16 protein-coding genes are annotated in these 19245 nt (G+C 61.2%); 9 read left to right on the top strand and 7 right to left on the bottom strand.

Features of this window, described 5'->3' with window-relative positions; translation table 11 throughout:
* The first annotated feature begins 450 nt into the window (after positions 1-450).
* Both HMPREF2712_RS05295 and HMPREF2712_RS05290 read left to right on the top strand, forming a co-directional pair.
* Complete coding sequence (locus HMPREF2712_RS05295) at positions 451-2097, top strand: DEAD/DEAH box helicase (protein ID WP_070819450.1); 1647 nt, start codon at positions 451-453, stop codon at positions 2095-2097.
* An 8-nt stretch (positions 2098-2105) separates the two neighbouring features.
* Positions 2106-3377, top strand: a complete 1272-nt coding sequence (locus tag HMPREF2712_RS05290) for a DNA-methyltransferase (protein ID WP_049337888.1) — start codon at positions 2106-2108, stop codon at positions 3375-3377.
* Between the two features lie 131 nt (positions 3378-3508).
* Here the strand turns inward: HMPREF2712_RS05290 and HMPREF2712_RS05285 are convergent, their stop codons facing one another.
* Both HMPREF2712_RS05285 and HMPREF2712_RS05280 read right to left on the bottom strand, forming a co-directional pair.
* Complete coding sequence (locus HMPREF2712_RS05285) at positions 3509-4348, bottom strand: S-layer homology domain-containing protein (protein WP_246828674.1); 840 nt, start codon at positions 4346-4348, stop codon at positions 3509-3511.
* Between the two features lie 179 nt (positions 4349-4527).
* Positions 4528-5496: a PHP domain-containing protein gene (locus HMPREF2712_RS05280; RefSeq protein ID WP_070593644.1), complete on the bottom strand. Its 969-nt coding sequence runs from the start codon at positions 5494-5496 to the stop codon at positions 4528-4530.
* A 219-nt stretch (positions 5497-5715) separates the two neighbouring features.
* On the opposite strand from HMPREF2712_RS05280, the gene HMPREF2712_RS05275 reads away from it, so the two are divergent.
* Entirely contained in the window at positions 5716-7245 is a 1530-nt protein-coding gene (locus HMPREF2712_RS05275; RefSeq protein ID WP_070819448.1) for an aminopeptidase P family protein, read from the top strand.
* Positions 7246-7392: 147 nt separating this feature from the next.
* Here HMPREF2712_RS05275 and HMPREF2712_RS05270 read toward each other — a convergent pair whose 3' ends face one another.
* Positions 7393-8409: a hypothetical protein gene (locus tag HMPREF2712_RS05270; protein ID WP_070819447.1), complete on the bottom strand. Its 1017-nt coding sequence runs from the start codon at positions 8407-8409 to the stop codon at positions 7393-7395.
* A 130-nt stretch (positions 8410-8539) separates the two neighbouring features.
* Between HMPREF2712_RS05270 and HMPREF2712_RS05265 the strand changes: the two genes are divergently transcribed.
* The 3 genes from HMPREF2712_RS05265 to HMPREF2712_RS05255 are packed head-to-tail and all read left to right on the top strand — an operon-like array spanning position 8540 to position 11970.
* Positions 8540-9868 (top strand): magnesium transporter MgtE N-terminal domain-containing protein, encoded by a 1329-nt coding sequence (locus tag HMPREF2712_RS05265; protein ID WP_049337302.1) that lies wholly within the window; start codon positions 8540-8542, stop codon positions 9866-9868.
* Positions 9861-10778, top strand: coding sequence for a DUF1003 domain-containing protein (locus tag HMPREF2712_RS05260; RefSeq protein WP_070819446.1), 918 nt, complete (start codon positions 9861-9863; stop codon positions 10776-10778). The genes HMPREF2712_RS05265 and HMPREF2712_RS05260 overlap by 8 nt, the downstream gene beginning before the upstream one ends.
* Positions 10768-11970, top strand: a complete 1203-nt coding sequence (locus HMPREF2712_RS05255; RefSeq protein ID WP_070819445.1) for a P-loop NTPase — start codon at positions 10768-10770, stop codon at positions 11968-11970. The genes HMPREF2712_RS05260 and HMPREF2712_RS05255 overlap by 11 nt, the downstream gene beginning before the upstream one ends.
* Before the next feature lie 88 nt (positions 11971-12058).
* Here the strand turns inward: HMPREF2712_RS05255 and HMPREF2712_RS05250 are convergent, their stop codons facing one another.
* The 4 genes from HMPREF2712_RS05250 to dapE form a co-directional block, all read right to left on the bottom strand.
* A complete protein-coding gene (locus HMPREF2712_RS05250; RefSeq protein ID WP_012903155.1) occupies positions 12059-12436 on the bottom strand; it encodes a twin-arginine translocase TatA/TatE family subunit in 378 nt (125 codons plus the stop codon).
* Between the two features lie 269 nt (positions 12437-12705).
* Positions 12706-14064 carry a hypothetical protein gene (locus tag HMPREF2712_RS05245; protein ID WP_070819444.1) on the bottom strand — a complete coding sequence of 453 codons (1359 nt, stop codon included), beginning with the start codon at positions 14062-14064 and terminating at the stop codon, positions 12706-12708.
* Positions 14065-14069: 5 nt separating this feature from the next.
* Positions 14070-14450, bottom strand: a complete 381-nt coding sequence (locus HMPREF2712_RS05240) for a taurine ABC transporter substrate-binding protein (protein ID WP_070687479.1) — start codon at positions 14448-14450, stop codon at positions 14070-14072.
* A gap of 104 nt (positions 14451-14554) precedes the next feature.
* The gene (gene dapE / locus HMPREF2712_RS05235) at positions 14555-15733 is read right to left on the bottom strand and encodes a succinyl-diaminopimelate desuccinylase (protein ID WP_070819443.1); all 1179 of its coding nucleotides are present in this window, start codon (positions 15731-15733) and stop codon (positions 14555-14557) included.
* 101 nt (positions 15734-15834) lie between these two features.
* Between dapE and dapD the strand changes: the two genes are divergently transcribed.
* The 3 genes from dapD (at position 15835) to galE (ending at position 19164) form a co-directional block, all read left to right on the top strand.
* Positions 15835-16800, top strand: coding sequence for a 2,3,4,5-tetrahydropyridine-2,6-dicarboxylate N-succinyltransferase (gene dapD / locus HMPREF2712_RS05230; RefSeq protein ID WP_070819442.1), 966 nt, complete (start codon positions 15835-15837; stop codon positions 16798-16800).
* 264 nt (positions 16801-17064) lie between these two features.
* Positions 17065-17949 carry a DUF4253 domain-containing protein gene (locus tag HMPREF2712_RS05225; RefSeq protein ID WP_070819441.1) on the top strand — a complete coding sequence of 295 codons (885 nt, stop codon included), beginning with the start codon at positions 17065-17067 and terminating at the stop codon, positions 17947-17949.
* Positions 17950-18150: 201 nt separating this feature from the next.
* Complete coding sequence (galE, locus tag HMPREF2712_RS05220; protein WP_049327623.1) at positions 18151-19164, top strand: UDP-glucose 4-epimerase GalE; 1014 nt, start codon at positions 18151-18153, stop codon at positions 19162-19164.
* Positions 19165-19245: the final 81 nt, after the last annotated feature.

Genomic DNA, 19245 nt, shown 5'->3' with positions numbered 1-19245 from the left:
CCCCCCCCCGCATCCGTCACGATGCGTAACCGCGCTTTATGCACCACGTGGTTACGCCGTGCCGAATGCGGGGTTTTGCGTTTTAAACCGCCCGCACAAAAACCTCGCAGTACCCGGTTTTGAGGCGGTATATCGCCCATCACGGGCGCACACCACAACCGGTCGGGGGTGCGCCGAAAGCAAATCCAGGTTAATATTGAGGGGTTAAGTGAATGACCGGTCGTACCCCTTTCAAGACCCCGAGGCTGCACCGCCTTCTCATCATGAATGAACCATGAGTAATAACCATGCGTGCAGGCGGCGTCTCGGTAAGAATTTCCCGTGTAAGAATTTCCCGCGGCCGGCTTTCGACGCCCGCCCGTCACCGCCTCCACTACCGAGGCGCTGGCTGGTACATCCCCCATTACGGGGAGAAACACACCCCGAGCAGGGGTAGAAAGATACGGTCCAGTGACTGAAACGAACACGCAGGAAACCACTCAGACTGCAAAGTCCTTCGCCGACTTCGGCGTTCGCCAGGATATTAGCGACGCCCTCGCGGCGGTTGGCATTACCTCCCCCTTCCCCATCCAGGAGCTGACTCTTCCCGTGGCTCTGTCTGGCCAGGACATCATTGGTCAGGCAAAGACCGGTACCGGTAAGACCCTCGGCTTCGGTCTGCCCACCATTCAGCGTGTGGTCGGCCGCGACGATGAGGGTTGGGCTGATTTGGAGTACCCCGGTGCACCTCAGGCGCTGATTCTGGTTCCGACCCGTGAGCTTGCTATTCAGGTGGGCGAGGACCTGGCGATTGCCGCGAAGCTGCGCAACGCCCGCGTCGCCACCCTGTACGGTGGTGTGCCGATTGAGCCTCAGGCTGAGCTGCTGCGCCGCGGCCTGGAGGTTGCGGTGGGCACCCCCGGCCGCATTATCGACCTGTACCAGCAGGGCTTCCTGAACCTGAAGCAGGTTAAGATCGTGGTCCTCGATGAGGCTGACGAGATGCTGGATTTGGGTTTCCAGCCGTCGGTTGAGAAGATCCTCAGCTACCTGCCGGAGGACCGCCAGAGCATGCTGTTCTCCGCAACCATGCCCGGCCCGGTCATTGCGATGGCGCGTCAGTACATGACCAAGCCCATGCGCATTAGCGCCGCTGACCCCGAGGACGCATCGAAGACTAAGGCGTCGATCCGCCAGGTCGTCTACCGTGCGCACCACCTGGACAAGGACGAGATGATTGGCCGCATTCTGCGCGCTACCGGCCGCGGCCGCACCGTCATCTTCACCAAGACCAAGCGTGACGCTGCCCGCGTGGCGGAGGAGCTGGTGAACCGTGGCTTCGCTGCTGCTCCCCTGCACGGTGACCTGAACCAGGTTGCGCGTGAGCAGGCGCTGAAGGCGTTCCGCACCGGCAAGGTCGACATTCTGGTCGCGACCGACGTGGCGGCTCGCGGTATTGACGTTGAAGACGTGACCCACGTGATTAACCACCGCGTGCCCGAGGATGAGAAGACTTACCTGCACCGTACCGGCCGTACCGGTCGTGCCGGCAATGAGGGTACCGCCGTGACCCTGGTTGACTGGGATGACCTGCCGCGTTGGAAGGTCATTAACGATGCCCTGGAGCTGGGTGTTCCTGAGCCGGTTGAGACCTACTCTTCCTCTGAGCATCTGTTCCATGACCTGAACATTCCGGCTGGCACTAAGGGTCGCCTGCCGCGCGAGGAGCGTGTGGCTGAGGGCATGGGCGATGAGTTCTTTGAGAGCGCCCGCGACTCGCGTGATGGCCGTCCGGCTCGTTCTCGCGGTGGCCGCGACGGTCGTTCCGGTGAGGGCCGCGGCGAGCGCCGTAGCCGCTCCGAGGGCCGCAAGCGTTCTGAGCGTTCTTCTGAGCGTGCGGAGCGTACCGAGCAGGGCGCATCCGAACGTTCTTCTGAGCGTTCTGAGCGTGCGCCTCGTCAGCGTCGCCGTACCCGCCGTGTTGAGGGTCAGCCCGTGGAGGGTGAGGGCCGCCGCCGTACCCGCCGCCGCCCTGAAGGTTCTCGTGATGGGGGTTCTCGTGCTGAGGGTTCTCGCGGTAAGGGCCGTGGCGCTGACCGTGCTGGTTCTGAAGGCTAGGGCCGGGGTTGGGTATTTCAGCATCCCCGGCGCCCGCCGCGCCCTCCCCTGCCGCTGAGTCGCCCCGCACGGATTCGACGGTTTTCGATCCGCAGGGCCCCTCGCTGCTGGTACAGGCAGATAACCTGGAGTATCTGCGTGAGCTGCCCGATGGTGCGTTCACCGTGATTTACATTGACCCGCCGTTCAATACGGGTAAGAAGCAGACGCGCCGCACGTTGAGCGCGGAAGCTTCTGAGAAGGGTGACCGCACCGGTTTTAAGGGCAAGAGCTATTCGAGCACCCTGCAGACTCTGGCGAGCTATAACGACTCGTTCGAGGATTATTGGGCGTTCCTAGCGCCGCGTATTGAGCAGGCGCATCGTCTGCTCGCGCAGGACGGCACCCTGTACCTGCACCTGGATTGGCGTGAGGTTCATTATGTGAAGATTATGTGCGACATGATTTTTGGTCGTGAGAACTTCATTAATGAGCTGATTTGGGCTTATGACTACGGTGCGAAGTCTACGCGCCGCTGGCCGACGAAGCACGACAATATTTTGGTGTACGCGAAGGATCACCGTAGCTATTACTTCAATACTGCGGAGGTTGATCGTGAACCGTATATGGCTCCCGGTTTGGTGACTGAGGAGAAGGCTTCTCGCGGTAAGCTCCCTACTGATGTGTGGTGGCATACTATTGTGTCGCCGACGGGTAAGGAGAAGACGGGGTATCCTACGCAGAAGCCTACGGGTTTGTTGCGTCGTATGATTGCGGCGAGTTCCCGCCCGGGTGATTGGGTGTTGGATTTCTTCGCTGGTTCTGGTTCTACGGGTGCGGCGGCAGCTCAGCTGGGTCGTAAGTTCGTGTGCGTGGATCAGAATCCGCCGGCTATTGAGGTGATGGCTAAGCGTCTGGGCGTGGATCCGGTGTCGTTCGCTGAGTATCGCGGTGTGCCGCGTGGGGCGAGTGTGCTGTTCACGCCGAAGCGTACGGTGGGTGTTCGTGGCGGTACGAGTCGTGATGCGTTGACGGCAGCGAGCCGTCATGCATTGAAGGCTGTGTTGGATACGCTCACGGAGACTACGCAGCCGGTTGAGGGTGCGTCCTGCCGGTTTGTGCGTCATCGGTCGATGGATGCGGTGGATAAGAAGATGCGTATTGATGGCCGTGATGAGTTGCGTCGTCAGCGTCAGCATCAGGCGCGGGCTAAGGCTCGTGCGGCGCGTGCGGCTGCTCAGATGGATGCGGCGGCTGCGGGTGCGGTGTTGCAGCATCATGCGTCGCGTGAGAGCGTCTAGGCGGTCTTTTCCACGTATTCGTGAGAGCACGTGTTAAGAGTGTGGGGCGGGTTCCTAACCAAGGAACCCGCCCCATTCTTTTGTGTTGCCCTAGTGTTCTGTTCTAAGGTGCCTTCTCTTTATAAATGTTTTTAGAATGCACCTCGAGTATCTGCCATGCGCAATACTTCAAAAGCCTGTTCATATGTTGCTTGGAAAGTCCATTGACTCACTCGTCGACCTTCAGAGTCCATGCTCGCGACGTCATGGTACCTAACCGATTCGTGGAAGCCAGTGTACTTCTTATCAGAGCCAGCTCCAGTGTATTTCAACCAAACATAGGCCCGATGCAACTCTGAGCCGTAAGGAAGGTTGGGGTTCCGCTTGGTCCAGGGCTCTTCCTCATTCGGAGGATTCATATCGGGTAGCTTGACCGCCGGACTACCAGCTAGGCGGTATGCCATGATTACTGTCGTCGTTTCATTCGCGGGGGCATCGTAATGGAAATTCCCATCACTCCAACCCCAGGTAATGCCCCGCTGACGAGCCCACATCACCACAGGAAAACGCGGGTCATCCGTCTTGATATCGCCATACGGAGACTGAGCCGGAAGATTCTTCACCTCAGGAGAACCCGACAGGCGATACAAATACTCCACAAACTGGCCACGGGAAATTACGGTGTTTTCTTCGATTAGCTGATACTTCTGGTATTCAGAAATTAGACCAATGCACTCAGCCCAGTCGTAGATAATCTTGCGACTGTAAGTCACATAAGCATTCGGAAGGTACTTATATTCGTAGATTGCGCGGTCGTTACAGGTCACCGCCGGTTCATTGGGCTGCACAATAGGGGTCACTTGGCGAGGTTTCAGAACACCAAGAGAATATGCCGGCACGCTACCGCACACCATGGCACCAGCCAACAGTACCGTGCCGCCAGCCTGGATAGCCCGCTTCGTAGGACGGGCGAATAATTGTCGAAGCATCATAGCTCCTTCATGAACAGAAGGGGGCACAATCTTTGTGCACCCTCATGAGTAGAACGTTCTCAGCGTATCAAAAATCCTAACCTTCAGGTAGAGATTTAGAGAATATGCAATGAGGTGAAAACAAAAGAGTGTGGGGCGGGTTCCTTTACCGGGAACCCGCCCCACACTCTTTCGTCTTACTACTGGGCCGCCAGCTGCTCGCGGATACGCGCCACCGTCACCGCATCCGTCGTATTCTCACCCAGCAGGTTCGGCTTACCCGCACCGTGATAATCACTCGAACCCGTCACCAGCACCTCACGGCCCGCCGCACGCTGACGCTCAATGAACTCCAGCAGACGCGCCCGGTCCTCCGGGGAGTTCTCACGGTGATACACCTCCACGCCCGCCAGGCCAGCATCCACCATCAAACCCAGGTACTCCAGGCTCAACGCGGGTCCACGCATCGTACTCATCGGATGCGCAATCACCGGCACGCCCCCAGCCTCACGCACCAGACGCACCGCCTCCAACGGGTCCAGCGCATCCTGCGGCACATAGTAGGGGCTGCCCGTGTACAGCAGCTTCGCGAAAGCCTCAGAACGATCAGCAACCACACCGGCAGCAACCAGCGCATCAGCAATATGGGGGCGGCCCACCGCCGTGTTCCCCTCCCCCACCTGCGCCAACACGTCATCCCAGGTCAGCGGGTAGTCAGCGGCAAGACGGCCCACAATAGCCTGCGCACGGCCCTCACGGCTGGCACGAATCGCCTCCACACGGCACGCCAACTCCGAACCCACCGAATCAAAACCATAAGCGAGCAGATGAATAGTCTTCGTGCGTGCGCGGCCCTCACCGTCGGTGTACCGGTAACGGCAAGAGAACTCGGCACCCGGCAGAAAATCCAGACCGTGCTCATCCGCCAGCTGAGCCGCCTGCGCCCAACCAGCCGTCGTATCGTGATCAGTCAGCGCAAACCCAGCCAACCCGGCGCGAGCAATCAGCGGCACCAGCTCGGTCAGGCTCTGCGTGCCGTCAGAGATAGCGGAGTGAATATGCAGATCGTAGCGCCCGGCACGGTTCAGGTTTTCAGGCGCGCCCGATTCAGCGGGCTGCGGTACCTGCTTCGCATTAGGTGCGCTATTTCGGTGTTCTGTCTGCGTCATATTCTCTCCTTCCCCGCCCCTGCTAGTTCGTCGCCACCTCAGCGGGGTTTTAAGGCATGTCATCTACTACTCTTCTGATTCAACCCTACCAATATCGGCGGCGCAATATCAGGTACCCGGTCGCAGGTCAAAGATATATTCTGCTCCACCGCGCCCTCTCTTATGGTCAAAAGCGCTAAAACACCTGCCCACCTGTGGTGAAGGCGATATGATTAACCCATGACTGAGAACAACGAGAAGAGCACCGAAGCTCAGAAGACTGACCACCGCAGCACCCCTAAGGCGTCTGCGTTCACCGAATTCATTGCCGCAAACTGGGCACCTGCCGAAGATGACGGCTACACCCGCGAGCCCGTAGCAGACTACGCAGCTGAGCGCCGCGCCAAGATCTCCAAGGCATTCCCCGGCGAGCGCCTCGTCCTGCCCGCAGGCCCGCTGAAGGTCCGCTCCAACGACTGCGACTACCGCTTCCGCCCCCACTCGGCGTTTGCGCACCAGACCGGTCTGGGCATCGACCACGAGCCTGACGCCGTGCTGATCTTCGAGCCCGTCGAAGAGGGTACCGGCGACAACGGCTCCAACCACGAGGTCACCCTGTACTTCCGCCCGCTGGCTGGCCGCGACACCACCGAGTTCTACGCGGATGCACGCTACGGCGAGTTCTGGGTTGGCCCCCGCCCCACCCTGAAGGAATTCTCCGAGCGCTTCGGTCTGCGTACCCGCGACCTGTCCGAGCTTGAGGTTGCTATCACCAAGAACGCCGGTAACCAGGGCCTGGGCGGCGTGAACATCCGCCTGGTCCGCAACGTTGACCCGGCTGTTGACGCGCTGGTTGACACCTCCCGCTACAACACCGGCGTGGAGCTGGAGCAGGCTGACAAGCTGGACTCCGAACTGGCTGTGGCTCTCTCCGAGGCTCGCCTGATTAAGGACGCTATCGAGGTTGAGAACCTGCAGCGTTCCGTTGACATGACTGTCAAGGGCTTCGAAGAGGTCATTCGTGCACTGCCGAAGGCTAAGGAGCACCACCGCGGTGAGCGCGTCGTTGAGACTGCGTTCTTCTCCGTGGCACGTACCGACGGTAACGACCTGGGCTACGACACCATCGCAGCGTGCGGTAACAACGCAACCATCCTGCACTGGATCCGTAACAACGGCACCGTCGATGACGGCAAGCTGCTGCTGCTGGACGCAGGCGTTGAGGACGACACCCTGTACACCGCAGACGTGACCCGCACCTTCCCCGTGAACGGTAAGTTCACCGAGGTTCAGGCGAAGGTCTACAACGCTGTGCTGGATGCCGCTGACGCCGCATTCGCTGTGGCTAAGCCGGGTACCAAGTTCTACGAGATTCACGAAGCTGCCATGAACGTTCTGGCGCACCGTCTGGAAGAGTGGGGCCTGCTGCCGGTTTCCGCTGATGTTTCGCTCACCGTTGAGGGCGGTCAGCACCGCCGCTGGATGCCGCACGGCACCAGCCACCACCTGGGTCTGGACGTGCACGACTGCGCGCAGGCAAAGGCTGAGCTGTACATGTGGGCTGAGCTGGAGCCGGGCATGGTCTTCACCATTGAGCCGGCCCTGTACTTCAAGGACGAGGACCTGTCGGTTCCCGAGGAGTACCGCGGTATCGGTATCCGCCTGGAGGACGACGTGCTCTGCACCGAGGACGGCAACGTGAACCTCTCCGCTGCACTGCCCCGCACCGTTGAGGGCATTGAGGAGTGGATGGCGAAGCTGGCGAAGTAACGTCTAGCTCCCAGTTACGTTAGTAACGTTTTATAGGGAAAGCCCCTCACCGATTCGTTCGGTGAGGGGCTTTCGCGTGTCTTCTAAGTGCTGTCTTCTATGCCGGTTTCCCGCCGTTGTGGGTGGCTACCGCCATTGCAGGTTCGGTTATTCGGAGTCCTGCGAGGAGTTATCGTGCGAGGACTTATCGTGCAGGCCCTGCGGGCGCGGGGTCGGACGCTGCGGCTTGGGCTGAATCAGCTTCGCGTATTCTTCCGGGTCGTCCACGCGCAGACCGTACCGCTGTGCCGGGCGCTTCTGCGGCTCCGACTTCTGTGCATCCGACTTCAGGGCGGTCGCCGGTTCAGTGGTTGCCGGCTCCTGGATAGCAGGCTGAGAAGGCTGAGCGGGCTGAACGGTCTGCGTAGGCTGGGTGGGCGCGGGCATGTTCTGCGCCGCGCTCTGAGCCACCGCGTTCTGCGCGGTCGCATCACGCTCGGGCAGGTTCTGGTTCGGCGCCGGCTGGCTACCCGCCTGCGCACGGTACGAGGGAGCCTTCGGGGCGCCGGTCGGAACCGGTGCGCCATTCATCGAGACGGTACTCTGAGCGGCACGCGCCTGCGAAGCCTCCGGGGCTGCCGCCGCACGAGCAGCCGCAACCGCCGCCGAGAAGCGAGGGTGCGCACCCAGCACGCGGCGCGCATCCTGAGCGTACTCCGGCAGAGCGTACATCACGGTACGCGAAGGAATCGCCTCGGTACGCATCGGGTAGCGACCCCCATGGGAGCGACGCAGAACGTACATCTGCCACAGCACAAACACGGCAACAGTCAGCGGCACGTACTTGAGTGCTTCAGAGATAAAAGAGTCACCGGCAAGGGTCATCAGCACCGAAAACACCAGGCCAATCACCGCACCCTGAATCGCCGCAGAAATCAGGGCACGACCGTAACCGGGCTGTACCGGGTACTCCACCTGGCGGATACCATCATTGACCAGGTACAGCGCCGTGACCGGGTAATCCTGTTCGCTGAGCACGTCAAAAGCGGCGAGCGCATCATCGTGACGAACGAAGGAGGCGATTGCTTCACCGGCGGGCAGGGGCTTGCCCTGAGCCTGCGCCAGGCGCGACGCCAAGTACGAAGAAGGCGGGGTCGAGGGAATATTCGGCAGGTTAGAAGTCATGGCTCCTATTCTACCGCCCGCCCTAACCCTGGACCCGGTGGGTAGTCAGCTCCTCTACAGGCGTAGCGAACACCTGTTCAAATAAGCTCCTCAAAGTGCGAATCCCCGCGGCGGAGCGTACCCTAGAGAGGTGAGCAATTCGAAGTTCAGCACCCCCAGCAAGATTTATATTGCCCGCCTTCTGGGCCTCGACGTTTTTGACCCCTTCGGTGACCGCCTCGGCCGTCTCCGAGACGTCGTCGTACTCAAACGTGGCCTGGGCGCATCCATTGCGGGCGCCCGCCCCGCCAAGGGCACCGAACCCATTGTTGTCGGCATCATCGTTGAGGTGCTCGGCAAGAAACGCGTGTTCATGCCCATGACCCGTGTGCGAAGTATCGACGCTTCACAAATCATTTCAACCGGCCTGGTGAACCTGCGCCGCTTCGAACAGCGCAACTCTGAGACTCTCATCGTGGGTGAGCTCTTTGACCGCCGCGTGCGCCTGCTCGACGGCAGCGGCGACGCCGTCATTGAGGACGTCGCCATTGAGCAGCGCCGCAACGGCGACTGGGGCGTGACCGAACTGTTCGTTTCCCGCGTCAGCTCCTCCTCCAGCACGTGGCGCCGCCGTTCCAAGGAGACCCTCATCGTCGACTGGGACGAGGCGGTGCTCTCCACCGACGTGGAACCGCAGGCGGCAACCGCGTTCGTGGCGAACCACGAGAACTCCAAGCCCGCCGACCTTGCGGACGCTATCCACGAGATGAGCGATAAGCGTATGGTCGAAATCGCCGCCGAGCTGCAGGATGAACGCCTCGCGGACGTTCTGCAGGAGCTACCCGCCGAGGACCAGGTGCAGATTCTGTCGCACCTGGACGACGAGCGTGCCGCGCAGGTCCTCGAAGAGATGGAACCGGACGACGCCGCCGACCTGCTCATCGAGCTGGACGACGCACAGCGTGAAAAGCTGCTCGAGCTCATGGAACCCGACGAAGCAGACGACGTGCGTCGACTGCTCGAATACGACGAGGGTACCGCCGGTTCGCTCATGAACCCGGTACCGATTATCCTCTCCCCCGAGGCGACCGTCGCGGAGGCGCTCGCGCACATCCGCGCCGAGGAGATTCCTCCGGCGATGGCGGCTGCCGTCATGGTGACGCGCCCGCCCTTGGAAACGCCGACCGGCAAGTACCTGGGTCTGGTGCACATGCAGAAGCTGCTGCGTGTGCCGCCGAGTGAGCCGATTGGTCACATCCTCGATACCGACACTGAGCCTGTCTCTGACCAGGCAAGTTTGGAAGAGCTGGCACGCGTGCTGGCGACCTATGACCTGACCATCGTTCCCATTGTGAACGAATCGCACCGCCTGGTAGGCGCAGTGACCATCGACGACGTGCTCGATGCGCTCCTGCCCGAAGACTGGCGCACTTACGATGATGGAACTCCCGTACGAAAGGTAGGACGACGCTTTGCCTGATTCGAACCGCCGCGACGCAAACCGTACCGAAGAGAACCCCCGCATCGATAAGGCGCGCATCCTCAAGGACCGCCTGGAGAAGAAGTACGCTGAACGCAACCGCGAGCGCGGCGACTCCCGCCCGCAGCGTAGCGACTCACAGCTGAGCACCCCCGGCACTCGCAAGCCGAAGCTGTTCTCGAGCCCCAACCCGGACGCTTTCGGCCGCATGACTGAGGGTTTTGCACGCTACATGGGTACCCCGCAGTTCCTGATGTGGATGACCATTTTCTGTGGTGTGTGGCTGGCGTGGAACTCCCTGGCGCCGGAGGAGATGCAGTTCGACCCGCGTAGCCTGAACTTCACCCTGCTGACCCTGATGCTGTCCCTGCAGGCTTCTTACGCTGCTCCCCTGCTGCTGTTGGCGCAGAACCGTCAGGATGACCGCGACCGCGTGGTGGCGTCCGAGGACCGTAAGCGTGACCAGCAGAACCTGGAGGAGACCCAGTACCTGACCCGCGAGATTGCTTCGCTGCGTATTGCTCTGCGTGAGGTTGCGACCCGTGACTTCGTTCGTAGCGAGCTGCGTGACATTCTTGAGGAACTGCAGAACATTGCGCAGGAGCAGGAGCGTCACGCCGAGCAGCTGCAGGACATCAGTGAGGACATTGAGGACCTGGAGGAGGCTATCGACGATATCGATATCTCCGAGGGCGAGGAAAAGGACGCTGAGGAGCAGGGCGCTGAAGGAAAGAGCTCTGAGGGCACCGAGAACGGTACCGAGCAGGCTTCTGACAAGGCTGAACGCTCTGCGAAGGACTCCGCGCAGGATTCCCACCGAGGCGATTTGAGCCAGCCTCAGAGCCGCGAATCCCAGCAGGCACAGCAGCAGGCAGAGCGCACCCGTGAGGGAGGCGCCCGTGACCGCTAATTCGCCCCTGCAGGATGCGCTCTACGCGGCTCTTGCCCGCGTCGAGGATCCCGAATTGCGCCGCCCCATTACGGAGCTGGGCATGGTGGAGACTGCACTCGTGCATCCTGAACTGGATGAGCACGGTGAGCCGATTCCCGGCCGCCACTGGGCTGAGGTCACGGTGCTACTCACCATTGAGGGTTGCCCGCTGAAGAACACCATCGAGCAGCAGGTTCGTGACGCCGCCGCTACCGTTGAGGGTATCGAGCGTGTGCAGCTGCAGGTGGGTGCGATGAACCCGCAGCAGCGTTCAGCCCTGCGTTCGATGCTCAAGCCGGAGCGTTCCAACCCGTTTACCGCGCCCGGTTCGCTGACCCGCGTGTTCGGTGTGGTGTCCGGTAAGGGCGGCGTGGGTAAGTCCTCCATGACCGCGAATCTTGCCGCCGCGTTCGCTTCGCGCGGGCTTGCGGTGGGCATTATTGACGCGGATGTGCACGGCTTCTCGATTCCGGGTCTGCTGGGTATTACCGACGCCCCGACCCGCCTGGATGACCTGATTCTTCCGCCGACCGTGGATGTTCCCACCCCCGCCCAGCGTTGGGGTGAGCAGAAGGTCAGCGGCGGCTTTATTCGCGTGATTTCTATCGGCATGTTCCTCAAGGGCAACGAGCCGGTAGCGTGGCGCGGCCCCATGCTACACCGTGCCCTGGAGCAGTTCATCATGGACGTGCACTTCGGCGCCTTGGATGTGCTGCTGCTCGATTTGCCGCCCGGCACCGGCGATATTGCCATCTCCATGGCTCAGCTGCTGCCGAATGCGGAGCTGGTGCTTATTTCCACCCCGCAGCACGCCGCGGTGGATGTGGCGGAGCGTGCCGGTACCCTGAGCCTGCAGACCGGTCAGAAGGTCGTGGGCGTGGTCGAGAACATGGCTGCCATGACCCTGCCGGACGGTACCGTGCTCGACATGTTCGGTTCTGGCGGCGGTCAGGTGCTCGCTGAGCGTCTTTCGGAGGCGCTCTCCTACCCGGTACCGCTGCTCGGTTCCGTCCCGCTGGATGTGAACCTGCGTACCGGCGGCGACGAGGGCACCCCGGTGGTCTGGAGCCACCCGGACTCCCCCACCGCCGAAGAGATTCAGTCCATCGCCTCGCAGTTGCTGCAGTCGGGCGAGTCGCGGGCGGGTCAGAGCCTGCCGCTCTTCGTCTAGAGATTGAGCATCTAGAAGCTGACGGCAAAAGCTGAGAACAGAAAGAACCCCGCACCATCACGGTGCGGGGTTCTTTCGTTTCAAAATCTTAGGTGGCGTCCACGTCGAAGGGGGCGTATGCGCCTCGCGGAAGAGCACGGCTCTCCGACTTTTCCTTCTCCTTCAGCAGCGCCTCTTCACGTTCCCTCGCCTCACGCTCACGCTCGGCGTCATCCTCAGCGAACGCCTGCTTCACAATCACGCGCGGATCGTACTGGCGGGGGTCGTACTGGCGCCAGTTAATATCTTCCAGACCCGTCTCGCCCAGGGCTTCCTTGAAGTCGTCCTTCGCGTCGAACGCCATGCGGCGCACGGTCTTGACGAATTCACGGATCTGTCGGGCGTATTCGGGCATGCGTTCGGGGCCAATCACCACAAACGTGATGATGGCCAAAATAATCAACTCGGTGCCACTAATACCAAACACAGAATATAGATTATCAGTTCCGAGCCAGCACCGCCGAACCCGCGGCGCTTTCTGGACGTGTCTTTAAGCTCTGGACAAGCAGAAGGCGTACGCTACCGCACCGCGGAAGGGCATTGCGCCCACGGCTAAGAACACCACATCAGCGGTTTACGGCGGATAATCTCCACCGCCGGGTTAAAACGCTGCGGCTCCAACCGCAGGCACGCCCGCCTCCCGAACGCAAAAGACCGCCGGCAGCACACCAGCGGTCTCCTGACACAATATTCGGTTTACGGCGGGTAGTCTCCACCGCCGGGTAGCTGCTTCCAATGCCACAGCCAGCCAACCCAGCCCCACTGCGCACACGCACCCGCCACCAACAACGCCCAACGATACGCCCGCGAACGGCTCGCCGCCGCCGCCACAATCACCAGCGGGAACAACGGCAACAACAGGCGGAACGTCGACGACTGCGGATTCAAAAACAGAATCAAATACGCAAAATAGCTCAGGCACCACAGGTTCAGCGGAGCCGCCAAAACCCTACGCGCCAGGGGGCTCAAACACAGAGCAATAAAGCCCAAAATCAGCAGAGTCAGCAGCACCGGAGCCGCATGCCCAAAGTACAGATACCCCTGCGAAAGCCACGGCTGAATCGGCGCCAATTGGGTACCGCGCCACGCCGTCTCCGTGGCGGTGTACGCATCCACACGGCCCGTAGCCCACCACGCAATCGCAGGCCACACCAGCGCACACGCACACACCACCAAGGCGCTGACCAGCTGCCCCAGATGGCGTACAAACGCCGCACCCATACCCGACTGGCGGCTCGAACGCACCCAGCACGCAAACCACCACAGGCCGGCAGCCGCACCCAGGGGCACACCCACCGGACGGGACAGACACGCCAAAGCCGCCACAGGAACCAGCAGGCCGTAGCGTCCCTGAACCAGGCACAGCAGCGCACCGGCAAGGAACACCAGGTTCAGCGACTCCGCATACGGAACCTGAAGCACCGGCGCCACCGGCAAGAACGACACCAACGCCACAGCCCACATGGACAGGGCAGAAGGCGACTCCTCACTCTTGAAACCGGTCGCCTTCAACGACGCCTCAAACAGCAGGTAAATCACCCACGCCGCCGCGAAACCGGCAATCAGAGCAACCGTCGCCGCCACCGGGTAGTACCCGATGCCCGTCGCATGGCTAATAGCGCCGGAAAGCTGCGGGAAAATCGGATAAAAAGCCCACTGATTCTGCTCAACCACACCCGCCGCGTTCACCGGCAGCTCACTCGGGTAGCCCTGTACCGCAATCTGCTCATACCAGCCGGCATCCCAGATGCTAATGAACGACAAATAGTCCAGATGCTGACCCCACGGACTGCGCAGCTGCTGCTGCCCGACCACGGCAAACACCACGAAACCCCATACTCGGGACAGACCGTAAATCAGCAGTACCGACAGCCACGCGGGCAGGGCACGCAGACGCTCCCCCACCCGGTGCAGGCGCTCACCGGAGGCGGTATACGCCCAGGTCAGAAGCTCGTCAAAAGACTCGCTCCGTTCCTCGCCGGAGGCGGGGGTGGCGGCACCCTGCGCGGGAGAATACGCGGGGGAAGCACTATTACGTTCAGGCGAAACACTCACGGACGTTAGTTCCCCTCAGCCTGCGGGTTCTTTCGCTTCTCCACAAAGTCATGCGCGCTCAAGGTGCTCTCCGCATCATCAGCCAGGGGAACCGCACCGCGGCGAACCGGCTCAGCGGCAGCGACGTTAGCATCAGCAGATTCTGCGGTCGAAGCAGCAGACTCAGCGGCGGGTGCGTTCTCGTGTGTCTTGTCCTCTTCGGGTGCACCGACGAGAGGAGCGATAAAGCTCAAATCCTCCACACGGTCAAAGGTGCCCAAACCATCACGGCCCACACCGCTGAAGAACGCGGCACCGGGCACGGCACGCTCACCGGAGAGCGCCACAACGGAGAGCACCGCAATGCCCAAAATCAGCAGGGCAAGCAGAATCAGAAGAAAGTTCATGTCAATCTCATATCATGCAGGACCGTCAACCCCTGACGGTCACCTAAATTCAAATAGTAGCGCCAGCACCGGCAGAATCAGCACCAACAGAGTTAGCGCCGCGGCTAGTCCTCGTCACGGTCGCTGAGCAGCCAGGCACGCAAATCCGCGTGGCAGCGGGTCAGCTGGCTAAAGCTCACGTGCTCGTTATCGGTATGAGCCAGCAGGGCGTCACCAGGGCCGAAGTTCACCGCGGGAATACCAATCTCGCTCAGGCGCGCTACGTCCGTCCAACCGTACTTCGGCTGAGGCTCCTGCCCCACCGCCTCAATCAGGGAAGCCGCCAGCGGGGTGTCCAGTCCGGGGCGTGCTGCCGGGGAAAGATCCACAAAGTCCAGCTCGTAGCCGGCGAAGACCTCACGCACATGGGCGATAGCCTCATCCAGGGTCTTATCCGGGGCAAAACGGTAGTTCACGTGCATTGCCGCCGCATCAGGAATCACGTTACCGGCAACGCCACCAGAAATCTGCACCGCATTCAGACCCTCGCGATAATCCAGGCCCTCCACCGCAATAGTCTTCGGCTCGTAGGAGGCGAGCGCCGCCAACGCCGGTGCCAGGGCGTGAATTGCGTTCTCGCCGCGCCATGCACGTCCCGAGTGAGCGGCAAGGCCGCGGGTGCGCACAAAGAAACGCATGGTGCCGTTGCAGCCGCCCTCAATGGTGCCGTTGGTCGGTTCAAGCAGCACACCGAAGTCTGCGTCAGTGATGAGCTCGCCGTGGTTGCGAATCAGGCGTGCCAGCCCGGAGAGTTCGCTGGCGACCTCTTCGTTGTCGTAGAAGATGTAGGTCAGGTTGTAGTCGGTGTCCTGCGCGGTCAGTTCGGCGGCGAGCTTCAGCTGAACCGCCACGCCGCCCTTCATGTCGGTGGCGCCGCGACCGTAGAGCACACTGTGGCCGTCCTCTTCACGTACCGTGGACGGCACGGTACCCAGCGAACCCTCAACGGTGGGCAGGGGCACGGTATCCAGGTGACCGGCAAGAATAATGCGGGTGCGTTCCCCCTCAGCGCCGGGTAGCGGCGGGAACTCGGTGCGGGCGATAATGGCGTCCCCGTCACGGGTCAGGTGCAGGTGCGGGCAGAACGACAGCGCCATGTGCACGGCGTCAGCAATCGTTCGTTCGTTGCCAGAAACCGACTCGTAGTCCAGCAGGGCACGGGTCAGCTCGGGCATGGACACGTCCAAGTTCAGGGGCGGCTGCGGTACAGGGTGAAGCTCAGAGTTCTTGGGGGAAACGCTCATCCTTCCACCTTACAGGTTCGCCCGCGCTCACACCCACGCCCTCAACGCCCATATCGAGCATATGAGACGGTCTTGAAGGGGCTCTAACCCCCAAAACTATAATGGATGGCATGTCTGAAAACACTCCCCGTTACGCCTCCGGTGTCGCACTGGTCAATGTTGTTGTCTCTGGCGAGCACGCCGGCACCGTCTTGGATGCGTGGTTCCCCGCTCCCTCCCTCACCCAGACTCCCGACCTGTCCATCGCGGACGAGCTGGAGGACCTGGCCGCTGAGCACCCGGCGCGCAATGCCCGCACCGAGGTGCGTACCGCATCCATCAACCTGGATGAGGCACCCGAAGACGCGGTCGACGCGTACCTGCGTCTGCACCTGCTCTCCCACACTCTGGTTCGCCCCAACGAGCTGAACCTGGACGGCCTGTTCGGCACCCTGGCGAATGTTGCGTGGACCAACCACGGCCCGGTGCTTGCCGCCGAGTTCCAGAAGCTGGCGATTGGTCTGCGCAAGCTGGGCCACCTGAGCGTGAGCCACATTGATAAGTTCCCGCGCCTGGTGGATTACGTGGTTCCCGCCGGCGTGCGCATTGGTGACGGTGACCGTCTGCGCCTGGGTGCGCACCTGGCGTCCGGCACGACCGTGATGCACGAGGGCTTCGTGAACTTCAACGCCGGTACCCTGGGCACTTCCATGGTTGAGGGCCGTATTTCTCAGGGCGTTGTGGTGGGCGACGGCTCGGATGTGGGTGGCGGCGCCTCCACGATGGGTACTCTTTCCGGTGGTGGCACTCAGCGCGTCTCTATTGGTGAGCGTTCTCTGCTGGGTGCGGAGTCCGGTATCGGTATTGCCCTGGGCGATGACTGCGTGGTTGAGGCGGGCCTGTATGTGACCGCCGGTTCGCGCGTGAGCGTCCTGCTGCCCGGTCAGGAGGCGCGCGTGGTGAAGGCTGCGGAGCTGTCTGGCGTGTCGAATCTGCTGTTCCGCCGCAATTCGATCAGCGGCGCGATTGAGGTTCTGCCGCGTGCGAAGAACACCGTGGAGCTGAACGAGGCACTGCACCTGAACTAGTCTGTACCTGGACTAGCGCTGGTTGCCCTTGCAAACGTTGGGGGTCGGCCCGTGAACTTTAGGGACCGGGATGCGTGAAGCATCCCGGCCCCTTTTCTGCGCCTGGTGTTCCCTCTTCGCCGCTCTCACAGGCTGGGCGCGAATCCGCGGCGGCTACGATGACCGTTTTCAGGGCGTACGGCTCGGGCTTTCGCTAGGCTGGTAGTACCGGGTACAGCGTACCCGCCATGACTGACCACTTGTACAGTTCAGAGAGGAACTCAGATGCCTGAATCAACTAAGTCAGAGTCGACGATGAGCGAAACCTACCGGCACTTTACGCGCCTTTTCCCCTACCCGCACGAGCGTATTCCAATGGGCGCTCCTGCCGCTGATGCCATGGCTCGTTACGATGAGCTGGCTAAGCTGGGTCGCGCGGAGGGGTTCGTCCCCTTCTTCCTGAACCTGAACGATACGGTGCTTGAAAGCATGGTTATCGCGGTGTCCCTTGAGCACGACATCATTGACGATGTTGAGACTCTAACCCCCGAGCAGGTGAGCGCCTACACTCGTGCTGTCCTGCAGCGTTACCGTACCGCCCGTGGTGGCGCCTCCGCCGAAGAGTACGGTAGCGCCGCCATTGCTCAGCAGTTGCGCCAGGTTATGGACGATGGCGAAGAGACTCACGAGGACGACCCGGACGACTTCAACCTCAACGAGCTTGTCGACGAGTTTATGAGCTCCGATTTTCTGCCCGATGAGGAGCCCGAAGATGACGCCCCGACTCTTTCCGCCCTACTCTGCTATGAGCTCCTGGATGAAGAAGAGAAAGGCGAGATGCTCCTGCTACAGATTCCGACCGATGACCCCGCCGATATTCCCGCGTACCTGCCCTTCGGCGGCTGGAATGACTGCCCGGACGCTCAAACGCAGCTGGCATTCACCCACTATTGGCGTGAAAAGTACGGTGCCATCCCGGCGGCTCTTGACGGTGCTGACTGCCTGGAGTTTCTGGTGGAACGCCCCGTAGCAGACCCGGTCGAGGCGAAGAAGGTGGCGGTCGAGCAATTCGCATTCTGTTCCGATCTTCCGTTCCAGGTGTTTGAGGATTTTGAGCAGCTGACGGAGTTTATTCACCAGAGCCGCCAGTGGTATTTCTGGTGGGATTAGACGCAAGCTATACAGCGAGGTGGGGGCGAGTGGCGACACACCTAAAGAACGCTTCCCACATGCTCACACCAGAGTGCACAAGCGCACAGTGTCCCGCAGTACTTACACCCCATGCACAGCTGTACCATTAGATACAGCTCAACAGCTTTTGTCCCCCATCCGGAGCACTTTTTCCGGATATATAAAGCCCGAAAGGACATCATGAAGGTACTCGTTACCGGCGGCGCCGGCTACATCGGCTCCCACACTGTACTTGAACTGCTCAAGGCAGGCCACGACGTCGTCGTCATGGATAACCTCGCGAACTCTTCCGAGGAGTCCCTCAAGCGCGTCGCTGAACTCGCTGGCCGCGCCCCCGAGTTCCACAAGGTTGACCTGCTCGACCTCGAAGGTATGAAGGCTCTCTTCAAGCAGGTTCGCCCCGACGCTGTGATTCACTTTGCGGGCCTGAAGGCTGTGGGCGAGTCCGCTGAGAAGCCGCTGTGGTACTACCAGACCAACGTGGCTGGCACCCTGAACCTGCTGTACGCAATGGACGAGGCTGACTGCCACTCCATCGTGTTCTCCTCCTCCGCTACCGTGTACGGTGAGCCCGAGTCCATGCCTCTGATTGAGAAGATGAACATGGATGCGCAGTCCTGCTACGGCCGCACCAAGGAGCACATCGAGGACATGCTGGTTGACCTGGCTGCTTCCGACTCCAAGTGGAACATTGCTCTGCTGCGTTACTTCAACCCCGTTGGTGCGCACGAGTCCGGCCGTATCGGTGAGGACCCGGCGGGTATCCCGAACAACCTGGTGCCCTTCATCGCGCAGGTTGCTGTGGGTCGCCGCGATCACCTGAACGTCTTCGGTAACGACTACCCGACCGTTGACGGTACCGGCGTGCGCGACTACATCCACGTGGTTGACCTGGCTGACGGCCACCTGAAGGCGCTGAACTACATTACTGAGCACGGCGGCCTGCACACCTGGAACCTGGGTACCGGTAACGGCTACTCGGTTCTGCAGGTTCTGCACGCGTTCGAGGAGGCGTGCGGTAAGGAGCTGCCGTACAAGATTGTGGATCGTCGCCCCGGTGACGTTGCGGTCTCTTACGCTGATCCTTCCTCCGCTCTGGCGGATCTGGGTTGGAGCGCTAGCCGCGACATTAAGACCATGGTTCGCGACCACTGGAACTGGCAGAAGAACAACCCCAACGGTTACGAAGCCTAAGCTGTTTTAGCCCCTTGTGAGGGGTGTTGAAGAGTGCCCGATGGGTGTTATCTCACCTATCGGGCACTTTTTTGCGCTTTT

The sequence above is a fragment of the Rothia sp. HMSC064F07 genome (genome assembly GCF_001837265.1).
In the GTDB taxonomy this organism is placed as follows: domain Bacteria; phylum Actinomycetota; class Actinomycetes; order Actinomycetales; family Micrococcaceae; genus Rothia; species Rothia mucilaginosa.
Note: the sequence above shows the minus strand (reverse complement) of the source record. Positions and strands in the feature narration are given on the sequence as shown.

Excerpts from the sequence above, each read along its gene's own strand:
- HMPREF2712_RS05285 (WP_246828674.1), bottom strand. The coding sequence starts at position 4,348 with ATGATGCTTCGACAATTATTCGCCCGTCCTACGAAGCGGGCTATCCAG.
- HMPREF2712_RS05280 (WP_070593644.1), bottom strand. The coding sequence starts at position 5,496 with ATGACGCAGACAGAACACCGAAATAGCGCACCTAATGCGAAGCAGGTA.
- HMPREF2712_RS05275 (WP_070819448.1), top strand. The coding sequence starts at position 5,716 with ATGACTGAGAACAACGAGAAGAGCACCGAAGCTCAGAAGACTGACCAC.
- HMPREF2712_RS05270 (WP_070819447.1), bottom strand. The coding sequence starts at position 8,409 with ATGACTTCTAACCTGCCGAATATTCCCTCGACCCCGCCTTCTTCGTAC.
- HMPREF2712_RS05240 (WP_070687479.1), bottom strand. The coding sequence starts at position 14,450 with ATGAACTTTCTTCTGATTCTGCTTGCCCTGCTGATTTTGGGCATTGCG.
- dapE (WP_070819443.1), bottom strand. The coding sequence starts at position 15,733 with ATGAGCGTTTCCCCCAAGAACTCTGAGCTTCACCCTGTACCGCAGCCG.
- dapD (WP_070819442.1), top strand. The coding sequence starts at position 15,835 with ATGGATGGCATGTCTGAAAACACTCCCCGTTACGCCTCCGGTGTCGCA.
- HMPREF2712_RS05225 (WP_070819441.1), top strand. The coding sequence starts at position 17,065 with ATGCCTGAATCAACTAAGTCAGAGTCGACGATGAGCGAAACCTACCGG.
- galE (WP_049327623.1), top strand. The coding sequence starts at position 18,151 with ATGAAGGTACTCGTTACCGGCGGCGCCGGCTACATCGGCTCCCACACT.